The organism is Actinoplanes sp. NPDC000266 (assembly GCF_042899005.1).
Classification (GTDB): Bacteria; Actinomycetota; Actinomycetes; order Mycobacteriales; family Micromonosporaceae; genus Actinoplanes.
Map to the genome: position 1 here is coordinate 104,594 of NZ_JBIAZI010000021.1, position 9,860 is coordinate 114,453.

The following is a 9,860-nucleotide window of genomic DNA, read 5'->3' on the forward strand; positions in this document are numbered from 1 at the left end:
GGGAGTCTTCATGGAACACGGCGTCCACTCCGAGGTCGGCCGGCTGCGCAAGGTGCTCGTCTGCGCGCCCGGCCTGGCCCACCGCCGGCTCACCCCCGGCAACGCCGACGACCTGCTCTTCGACGACGTCATGTGGGTGGAGAACGCGCAGCGCGACCACGCCGACTTCGTCAACAAGCTGCGCAACCGCGGTGTCGAGGTGGTCGAGCTGCACGAGCTCCTGGCCGCGACGATGGCGATCCCCGAGGCCCGCGCGTGGCTCCTCGACCGCAAGATCATCGCGAACGAGGTGGGCCTGGGCCTGCTCGACGACACCCGCGCCTTCCTCGAGGAGCTCGCGCCGCGCGACCTGGCCGAGTTCCTGATCGGCGGACTGTCCACGTCGGATCTCCCGGCCGAGTTCCGCAAGTCGGCATACGTCTCGCTGGCCCGCGAGGCGACCGGCGTCCGCGAATATCTGATGCCGCCGCTGCCGAACACCCTCTACACCCGCGACACCACGTGCTGGCTCTACGGCGGGCTGACGCTGAACCCGCTCTACTGGCCGGCCCGGCACGACGAGACCCTGCTGATGAAGGCGATCTACCAGTTCCACCCGGACTACGTGGGCTCGAAGGTGTGGTGGGGCGATCCGGAGAAGGACTGGGGCCTGGCCACCTTCGAGGGCGGTGACGTGATGCCGGTCGGCAACGGCGTGGTGCTGGTCGGCATGAGCGAGCGCACCTCCCGGCAGGCCATCACGCAGGTGGCGCAGTCGCTGTTCGCCAACGGCGCGGCCTCGAAGGTGATCGTGGCCGGCATGCCGAAGCTGCGGGCCGCGATGCACCTGGACACGGTGTTCACCTTCGCCGACCGCGACGTGGTCACCCTCTATCCGACCATCGTCGACGGGATCCACCCGTTCACGCTGGTGCCGGGCTCGTGGGGAGTGGACGTGATCGACGAGGAGGGCCGCCGCTTCGTCGACGTGGTGGCCGAGTCGCTGGGCTTCAAGCAGCTGAGGGTCATCGAGACCGGCGGCGACGTGTACGCCTCGGAACGCCAGCAGTGGGACAGCGGCAACAACGCGGTGGCGGTCGAGCCGGGCGTGGTCTTCACGTACGACCGGAACACGCAGACCAACACCCTCCTGCGCCAAGCCGGCATCGAGGTCATCACGATCGTCGGGGCCGAGCTGGGCCGCGGCCGTGGTGGTGGGCACTGCATGACGTGTCCGCTGATCCGCGACGCTGTCGACTTCTGAGATGTCGTTCAAGTACGACGCCCTGGTCCTCTTCCTGGCGTTGTTCGCGCTGTACAGCCCGGTGGCGGCGCTGTCGTCGTACCTGCCGATCGTCCGGCCCTACACACACGCCGAGCAGTTGCGGCTCTCCCTGGGCCTGGTCGTCAACGTGGTCGTCTTCGTCCTGCTGGCGATCTGGGTGGGCGAGCCGCTGCTGGAACTGCTCGGCATCAGCACAGCGGCCCTGACCGCGACCGGCGGCATCGCCTTGATCCTCGCCGCGGTCCCTTTGATGACCGGCAAATCGACCCCTCCGGCCCCGCGCGCCTCCACCTCGACCGCCTCCACCCCGGCCGCTTCCACCCCGGCCGCCTCCACCGCCCCGGCCGCGCCCGCCGCCCCGCCCGCCGCCACCGCCCCGCCCGCCGCCGATCCGCCTCTTCCCAAGACGGACAAATCGTTTAAGTCGATCTTGTTCACCCCGATCACCTTCCCGCTGACCGTCGGCGGCACGACCTTCGCCTTCGGGGTGGCGGCCTCGGCCGACGTCGGCAGCGTCACGGGGCGCCTGCTCCTGTCCGTCGCCGCCCTGGCGTACGCCATAGTCACGGGTCTGACTCTTTATGCGGCCGGCCATGTCGAACGACGGATCTCCGGAGCCGCCGCCGGCATCCTCGACCGGATCGCCGGGATCCTGCTGACCGCCATCGCCGTCGTGCTCCTGACCAACGGTTTCACCGAACTCGCCCTGTCCGCGATCGACCGCTTTCAGTAACTTCACAGTTTCACGTTCAGCTGGTTCACAGCCTCGCGCGGCGCCAGGAAGTGACTCTTGCCCGTACCCTGGAAGAGCACGTCAAGGTGCCATTACCTCGTGCCTCAACCTCAAGGGAGGCTGGACACAGTGAAGACTTCAAACCCGGTGCTCTCACGCCTCGGCCAGGCGGCCGAGCGCGAGCGTACGGCCGGGTACGGGGCCTACGGCCCCGCCGGCGCCCCGGGTTACGGTCAGCCGTACCCGACGACGCCGGATTACCCCGCCGCTCCGCCCGCCGTGCGCCCCATGACCGTCGACGACGTCGTCGTCAAGACGGTGACGCTGCTCGGCATCACGGGCATCGCCGCCGTCGTGGCGTGGAACGTGGTGCCCGACTCGGCCACCGGGGCCGCCTGGATCGGCGCCGCCATCGTCGGTCTGATCCTGGGCTTCGTCATCTCGTTCTCGCGCATGGCCAACCCGGCGCTCGTGGTGACCTACGCGGTCGTCGAGGGCGTCTTCGTCGGCATGGTCTCGAAGACGTACCAGGAGTTCTTCGGCTACGACGGCATCATCCTCCAGGCGGTGACGGCCACGTTCGGCGTCTTCTTCCTGATGGCGGTGCTGTACAAGACTCGCGTGATCCGGGCGACGCCCAAGTTCACCCGCGGTCTCATCGCCGTGATGGGCGGCCTGTTCGCCGTCATCCTGATCAACCTGGTGCTGTCGCTGTTCGGGTTCAACACCGGCCTGCGTGACAACGGCCCGCTCGGCTACATCTTCAGCATCGTCTGCATCGTGGTGGCCGCGCTCAGCTTCATCCTGAGCTTCAACGAGGTCGAGGAGGGCGTGCGGATGGGTCTTCCGCAGCGCTACTCCTGGGTCGCCGCCTTCGGCATCCTGGTCAGCCTCGTCTGGCTCTACCTCGAGATCCTGCGTCTCCTGAGTTTCCTACAGGGCGACGACTGATCTCCCAGCTTGACCAGACAGCGCCCGGCCCGACTCCCCTCGGTCCGGGCGCTGTCTTATGTTCTTCCGGTGACTGACTTCGCGACCTCCGTCGACCGGCTCCTCAACCAGGTGCGCCACTGGGAGGCGCCACGCTGGCGGGCCGAGGGCCGCGGCGACCGGGTGTACGCCCTGGTCCAGCGCCTGGCCGACCTGGCCGCCGACGCCGAGAGCCGCCCGCGCCGCGAGGTCCCACGCGAGTCCGACCTGGTCCTGCCCGACCAGTTGCGCGTCATGGCCGACGACATCCCGCCCGGCGCCCTCGACGAAGCGCTGGCCGCCGTTGACGCCGTACGGAAAAGTCTTTAATCCTTCAAGCTTTCCAGTACGTCCCGGAGCGCGTCCCGCTGCGCGGCGGTGAGCCGCCCGGTCAGATGCCGCTTTACCGCGTCCGCCAGCAGCGGCTCGGTCCGCGCCATGACATCGGCGCCGCTCTTCTCCAGCGTCAGGTCGACGCCGTTGCGCAGCCGCGCCCGCGACAGGTAGCCGCGCTGCTCCATGCGTGTGAGCAGGTGCGAGAGCCGCGTCCGGTCCCAGCCCGTCGACGCGGCGAGCGCGTTCTGCCGCACGGTCCCGCCGGCCCCGTTCAGGTGCACGAGCACCGTCATCTCGGCCTCGGAGAGCTCGCTGCCCTCGATCACGTCGGCGATGACCGACGCCCGGACCAGCTCGCTGACCTGCTTCCAGAGCAGCCAGAGGCCCACTGTTGACATTTCAACACCACTGCTCATACTGTTGATATTACAACAGTGTGCGGAGGTTTTCATGACTGACGGCATCCCCGGCGGCGCCGGGCGGTTCGCGGGCCGCGCGGTCGCCCGCATCGGCTACGGAGCGGCGCAGCTCGGGCGCCTGCGCGGCGATCAGGAAGCGGCCGTGGCCCTGCTGCGGCGTGCCTTCGACCTCGGCGTCGATCACGTCGACACCGCTGATTTCTACGGCGACGGCTTCGCCAATGACGTCATCCGGCGGGCCCTGCGCCCCGGCGACGACGTACTGATCGCCACCAAGGTCGGCGCGACGCCCGTCCCCGGTGCCAAGATCCCGCTGCGGCTCGCCCAGCGGCCGGAGGAACTGCGTGCGAGCGTCGAGGACAACCTGCGCGGTCTGGGCACCGACCGGATCGACGTGGTCTATCTGCGGCGCACCGACGGCGGGCCGGGCATGCGGGCCTCGGGCGACCAGGTGGTCGACCTCGACGATCAGCTGGCCGTTCTGACCGAGATGCGCGATGCGGGCAAGATCGGCGCCATCGGGCTCAGCGCGGTCACCCTCGACGTGCTCCGGCGGGCGTTGCCGGCCGGCATCATGGGCGTGCAGAACGCGTACAGCCTGGTCGCCCGCGACGACGAGGAGGTGCTGAGCCTGTGCACCGCCGAGGGCATCGCCTGGGTGCCGTTCTACCCGCTCGGCGGCGCCTTCCCCGGCATGCCGAAGGTGACCGATGAGCCGGCCGTGCACGCGACCGCCGAGGCGCTCGGCGTGACGGTCTCGCAGGCCGGCCTCGCCTGGCTTCTTCACCACGCCCCGAATGTGCTGCTCATCCCGGGCACCGTGAGCGCCGCCCACCTGGAGGCGAACCTCGCTACCGGCGCGATCGTGCTCGACGGGCCGACGATGGCCGCGCTCGACGCCGTGCCCTCCCGGTCGTCCCAGGTCCTTTTCGGCTAGGGACAAAGCCGCCGAGCCCGGCCGCTCGTGGCAGGCCGGGCCCGGCGGGAATCCGTGGGGGATCTAGCTGAGGCGCTCCAGGATCATGGCCATGCCCTGGCCGCCGCCGACGCACATCGTCTCGAGGCCGATCGACTTGTCGTGCCAGTCGAGCGAATTGAGCAGGGTGCCGGTGAGGCGGGCGCCGGTCATGCCGAACGGGTGGCCGACCGCGATGGCGCCGCCGTTCACGTTCAGCTTGTCGATCGGGATGCCCAGGTCCTGGTACGACGGGATCACCTGGGCCGCGAAGGCCTCGTTGATCTCGACCAGGTCGACGTCGCCGATGGTCATGCCGGCCCGCTTCAGGGCCTGCTTCGACGCCTCGACCGGGCCCAGGCCCATGATCTCGGGGCTGAGCGCGGTGACGCCGGTCGAGACGATCCGCGCCAGCGGGGTGATGCCCAGCTCGCGGGCCTTGGTGTCGCTCATGACGACCACGGCGGCGGCGCCGTCGTTCAGCGGGCAGCAGTTGCCGGCCGTCACCCGGCCGTCGGGGCGGAACACCGGCTTGAGCTGCGAGACGCCCTCGATGGTGACGCCCGGGCGGGGGCCGTCGTCGGCCGAGACGACCGTGCCGTCGGGCAGCGTCACCGGGGTGATCTCCCGCTGCCAGAAGCCGTCGGCGATCGCCTTCTCGGCGAGGTTCTGGCTGCGTACGCCGAACTCGTCCATCTCTTCGCGGCTGACGCCCTTGACCTGGGCGAGGTTCTCGGCGGTCTGTCCCATCGCGATGTAGACGTCGGGGAGCAGGTCGTCCTCGCGGGGGTCGTGCCAGGTCTGGCCGCCCTCGGCGAACTTCTTGGTACGGGACCGGGCGTCACCGAATTTCGGGTTCTCCCAGCCACCGCCGACCTGCGCCCGCAGCTCGGGCGGGAGGCCGTCGGAGCTGCCCCGCGCGAAGCGGGACACGGTCTCGACGCCGGCCGAGAGGAAGATGTCGCCCTCGCCGGCCTTGATGGCGTGGAACGCCATGCGGGTGGTCTGCAGCGACGACGAGCAGTACCGCGTCACGGTGGCGCCGGGCAGGCCGTCGAGGCCGAGCTGGGTGGCGACCACGCGGGCCATGTTGAAGCCCTGCTCACCGCCGGGGAGCCCGCAGCCGAGGTAGAGGTCCTCGATCAGCGTCCGGTCGAGCTGCGGCACCTTGGTCAGGACCGCGTCGATGATGGTGGCGGCGAGGTCGTCGGGGCGGAGGTCCTTCAGCGATCCCTTGACGGCGCGGCCGATGGGAGATCGGGCGGTGGCGACGATGACAGCTTCCGGCATGGAGCCAATTTAACTCGTCGGTAACTTTCACCGGAAGTGCAAGTTCGTCACAGACCGTTTACTGCACCGAAGACATCGCGGCCTTGACGACGGCCGGGTAGAGCGCGTGCGCCCAGACCCGGTATCCGTCGGCCGAGGGGTGGAAGCCGTCGTAGCAGAGCGTGCCGGCGTCGGCCCGGAACACCGCGCCCGTCTCGTCGGCCAGATCGACCACCGCGCCGCCGGCCGCCGTGACCGCCTTGGCCTGCGCCTTCGCCATGCGGCGGCCCATCAGGCCGGCCACCTGCCGCAGCGGGGGAGCGATGGCCCGCAGCGCGCCCAGGTCGGGGCACGTGCCGACGACGACCCGGACGCCGGCGTCGCGCAGGCGGCGCACCGCCGTGCCGAGCTGGGCGGCCGACTCCTCGGGGCTGCGCAGGCTCGTCGCGTCGTGCGCGCCGATCAGCACCACGGCCACGTCGGGACGGTCGCCGAGCAGGGCCCGGGCCACCTGGGTGCCCAGGTCGGAGGAGCGGGAACCGGCCACACCGACGCTGGAGAGCAGCACGTGACGCTCGCCGGTCTCGGCCGTGCCCTCGGCCAGCAGCCGGGCCAGCTGGCCGCCGACCGTCTCGGAGAGCCACTCCACGCCCACACCGATCGCCGCCGAGTCGCCCAGCAGCACCAGGCGCAGCGGCGGGGCCGACACGCGGCCCATCGACGTGCGCAGGGCCAGGCCCATGGTCGGCTTCGCGTATCGCCGCGCCTTGGCCGCGAGAACCTCGCCGACCAGCAGGGCGGCACCGCCCACGGCGCCGGCGAGCAGACTGGTGGCCGCGGCCCGCCCGATCCGTGCGTTGAGCCCCGCCATGTCTCGCCTCCCTGCGTCGGTTGACAATGTCATTGATCCTCTGGGGTCCACCCTACGGCGCTCGGCGCCGAGCGGCCGCTGGGAACGGTGGTACCGCGGTGGCCGAACCAGTGCCGGGTCTCGCCGAACCAGGGGTGACGTCGCAGGACGGCCCAGCGGCCCTGCGCGCTCACCTCGGTGCCGGCGGCCCGCACCGCCTCGTGCGCGGCCTCCTCCAAACCGTCGACAGCGGTGTCGGTCGGCCGGGGGGAGTCCTCACCGAGCGAGGCCATCAGTGTCGGCATCACGACGGCCGCGGCCCGTGCGTACCCCTCGGCCGAGGGGTGGAAACGGTCGGAGCTGAACATCCGTACGGGGTCGGCGACGAACATCGGCCCGAGCAGGTTGCCCAGCGACACCGTGCGCCCGCCGGCCTCGACCACGGCCACGGTCTGTGCGGCGGCCAGGTCGCGGCTCCACTTGCGGGCCAGCCAGCGCAGCGGCGGCTTGATCGGCTGGATCGCCCCGATGTCGGGGCACGTGCCGACCACGACCTTGCAGCCGGTGGCGCGCAGCCTCCGCACGGCCTCACCCAGGTGACGTACCGCGCCCGCCCGGTCCGAATAATGTGTGACGTCGTTGGCGCCGATGAGGATCACCGCGACCTCGGGCTCGTGCTCCAGGGCGGCGTCCACCTGGTACGGCAGGCCGGACGACATCGAGCCGACCACGGCCAGCCGGTGCAGCCGCACGGGACGGCGCAGCCGCCGCGACACGCCGGTGGCCAGCAGCGCGCCGGGTGTCTCGCGGGGACGGTGCACGCCGTATCCGGCCGCCGACGAGTCACCCAGGATGACCATGGTGAGCGGCCGGCCGCCGAATTTCGCGCCGTAGACGCCGTCGCCCCGCGGCGGGGGCGCCTCGGCCATGGGAATGATGCGCCGCGCGTCCGCGGCCTGGCGGAGCAGCAGGCCGGCCGACACCGCGGTCAGCCCGGCCAGCGCGCCCGTCACGCCGCCGAGGACCCGCCCGGCCAGCTTGATCCTGCGCCAGTCGTCAGCGGTGATCTGGATGGTGCTCACGAGCTCCCTCGCCGTCGGGTCAAAACAACGTCAGTAGGGAATTACGAGGCTAACGCGCGACCGCGAGAGGTAATCATGGCGCGCCCAAGTCATGCTGGAGTAGCGGAGAGGGGAACATCATGGCGAAAACACTGAAACGTGCGGCGGCCTTCAGCGCCCTGACCAAGGCACTCGTGTCCGGGGCCCGGGGCGGCCCGTCGATCGGCAAGCGGGTCGCGGCCATTCCGCGCATGCTCAAGGCCACGGCCGGCGGCAAGTACGACGGCGGCATGCGCCTGGCCCTGATGACCGCGGCCACCGTCTATGTCGTCTCGCCGATCGACGTCGTCCCGGAGGCCTTCCTCCTGGTCCTCGGCCTGGCCGACGACGCCGTCATGATCGCCTGGCTGGCCGGGGCGGTGCTCGCCGAGACCGAGCGCTTCCTGGAGTGGGAGAGGCAGCAGGACCGGATCGTCGTAGTCTAGGGCGTGCGCTACTACGACAACGTCGTCGACATCATCGGGGACACCCCCCTGGTCAAGCTGAATCAGGTCACCGAGGGCATCTCCGCCACGGTGCTGGCCAAGGTCGAATACTTCAACCCGGGCGGTTCGGTCAAAGACCGGATCGCCCTGCGGATGGTGCTCGACGCCGAGGAGGCCGGCCTCCTGAAGCCCGGAGGCACCATCGTCGAGCCGACCAGCGGTAACACCGGGGTCGGCTTGGCCCTCGTCGCGCAGCGGCGCGGCTACAAATGCGTCTTCGTCTGCCCCGACAAGGTCAGCGAGGACAAGCGGAACGTCCTGAAGGCGTACGGCGCCGACGTCGTCGTCTGCCCCACGGCGGTGGCCCCCGAGGACCCGCGTTCCTACTACAACGTCTCCGACCGGCTGGCCCGCGAGATCCCGGGCGCCTGGAAGCCCGATCAGTACAGCAACCAGGCCAACCCGCGCTCGCACTACGAGCAGACCGGTCCCGAGCTCTGGAAGCAGACCGACGGCCGGATCACCCACTTCGTCGCGGGTGTCGGCACCGGCGGCACGATCACCGGCGTCGGGAAATACCTCAAGGAGCAGGGCCCGGTCCGGGTCATCGGGGCCGACCCCGAGGGCTCGGTCTACTCCGGCGGCACCGGCCGGCCCTACCTGGTCGAGGGCGTCGGCGAGGACTTCTGGCCGACCACGTACGACCGTTCGCTGGCCGACGACATCATCGAGGTCTCCGACTCGGACTCGTTCGAGATGACCCGGCGCCTGGCCCGCGAGGAGGGCCTGCTGGTCGGCGGCTCGTGCGGCATGGCCGTGGTGGCCGCGCTCGAGGTGGCCCGCAAGGCCGGCCCCGACGACGTCATCGTGGTCCTGCTGCCCGACGGTGGCCGCGGCTACCTGTCGAAGATCTTCAACGACGACTGGATGGCCCGGTACGGCTTCCTACGCACCGTGGAGGGCCAGCCCACCGTGGCCGACGCTCTCGAGGGCAAGGGCGGCGCCATGCCGCCCCTGATCCACGTCCACCCGACGGAGACGGTCCGCGACGCCATCGACTACATGCGGGAGTACGGCGTCTCGCAGCTCCCGGTGCTGAAGGCCGAGCCTCCGGTGGTCACCGGCGAGGTGGCCGGCTCGATAGCGGAGAAGGCGCTGCTGGACGCCCTGTTCACCGGCCAGGCTCACCTGCACGACACGATCGAGCGCCACATGGGAGACCCGCTGCCGATGATCGGCGGCGGCCAGCCCGTCAGCGAGGCCGTGTCCCTGCTGGAAAAGGCGGACGCCGCCATGGTCCTGGTCGACGGCAAGCCGGCCGGCGTGCTGACCCGCCAGGACCTTCTGGCCCACCTGTCCTGAGAGCCTGTCGTGGGGGGGGGGGGGGGGGGGGGGCCCCCCCCCCCCGCCCCCCCCCCCCCGGCGCCCCCCCCCCCCGCCCCCCCCCCCCCCCCCCCCCCCCCCCCCCGGGCGCGCGCGGCCCCCCCGCCCCCCCCCCCCCCCCCCCCCCCCCCGCCCC

General features: G+C 70.9%; 11 protein-coding genes. 7 read left to right on the top strand and 4 right to left on the bottom strand.

The window, feature by feature from the left end:
• The first annotated feature begins 10 nt into the window (after positions 1–10).
• From ACFY36_RS49690 to ACFY36_RS49705, 4 genes are all read left to right on the top strand, one after another.
• Complete coding sequence (locus ACFY36_RS49690) at positions 11–1,243, top strand: arginine deiminase (RefSeq protein WP_499752930.1); 1,233 nt, start codon at positions 11–13, stop codon at positions 1,241–1,243.
• 1 nt (position 1,244) lies between these two features.
• The gene (locus ACFY36_RS49695) at positions 1,245–1,997 is read left to right on the top strand and encodes a MarC family protein (RefSeq protein WP_499752931.1); all 753 of its coding nucleotides are present in this window, start codon (positions 1,245–1,247) and stop codon (positions 1,995–1,997) included.
• A gap of 129 nt (positions 1,998–2,126) precedes the next feature.
• The gene (locus ACFY36_RS49700; RefSeq protein WP_498657183.1) at positions 2,127–2,948 is read left to right on the top strand and encodes a Bax inhibitor-1/YccA family protein; all 822 of its coding nucleotides are present in this window, start codon (positions 2,127–2,129) and stop codon (positions 2,946–2,948) included.
• Between the two features lie 69 nt (positions 2,949–3,017).
• A complete protein-coding gene (locus ACFY36_RS49705; protein WP_499752932.1) occupies positions 3,018–3,296 on the top strand; it encodes a hypothetical protein in 279 nt (92 codons plus the stop codon).
• Here the strand turns inward: ACFY36_RS49705 and ACFY36_RS49710 are convergent.
• The gene (locus ACFY36_RS49710; protein WP_499752933.1) at positions 3,293–3,700 is read right to left on the bottom strand and encodes a MarR family winged helix-turn-helix transcriptional regulator; all 408 of its coding nucleotides are present in this window, start codon (positions 3,698–3,700) and stop codon (positions 3,293–3,295) included. The genes ACFY36_RS49705 and ACFY36_RS49710 overlap by 4 nt on opposite strands.
• Before the next feature lie 52 nt (positions 3,701–3,752).
• On the opposite strand from ACFY36_RS49710, the gene ACFY36_RS49715 reads away from it, so the two are divergent.
• A complete protein-coding gene (locus tag ACFY36_RS49715; protein ID WP_499752934.1) occupies positions 3,753–4,658 on the top strand; it encodes an aldo/keto reductase in 906 nt (301 codons plus the stop codon).
• A 63-nt stretch (positions 4,659–4,721) separates the two neighbouring features.
• Here ACFY36_RS49715 and ACFY36_RS49720 read toward each other — a convergent pair whose 3' ends face one another.
• The 3 genes from ACFY36_RS49720 to ACFY36_RS49730 are packed head-to-tail and all read right to left on the bottom strand — an operon-like array spanning position 4,722 to position 7,877.
• On the bottom strand, positions 4,722–5,966 hold the full coding sequence (locus ACFY36_RS49720; protein WP_499752935.1) for an acetyl-CoA C-acetyltransferase: 1,245 nt from the start codon (positions 5,964–5,966) through the stop codon (positions 4,722–4,724).
• 58 nt (positions 5,967–6,024) lie between these two features.
• Complete coding sequence (locus tag ACFY36_RS49725) at positions 6,025–6,816, bottom strand: SGNH/GDSL hydrolase family protein (protein ID WP_499752936.1); 792 nt, start codon at positions 6,814–6,816, stop codon at positions 6,025–6,027.
• Positions 6,817–6,845: 29 nt separating this feature from the next.
• Positions 6,846–7,877: an SGNH/GDSL hydrolase family protein gene (locus tag ACFY36_RS49730; RefSeq protein WP_499752937.1), complete on the bottom strand. Its 1,032-nt coding sequence runs from the start codon at positions 7,875–7,877 to the stop codon at positions 6,846–6,848.
• Between the two features lie 119 nt (positions 7,878–7,996).
• Here ACFY36_RS49730 and ACFY36_RS49735 point away from each other — a divergent pair, with 119 nt between their 5' ends.
• Positions 7,997–8,341 carry a YkvA family protein gene (locus ACFY36_RS49735; RefSeq protein WP_499752938.1) on the top strand — a complete coding sequence of 115 codons (345 nt, stop codon included), beginning with the start codon at positions 7,997–7,999 and terminating at the stop codon, positions 8,339–8,341.
• 3 nt (positions 8,342–8,344) lie between these two features.
• Complete coding sequence (locus ACFY36_RS49740) at positions 8,345–9,703, top strand: cystathionine beta-synthase (RefSeq protein WP_499752939.1); 1,359 nt, start codon at positions 8,345–8,347, stop codon at positions 9,701–9,703.
• The last annotated feature ends 157 nt before the right edge of the window (positions 9,704–9,860 follow it).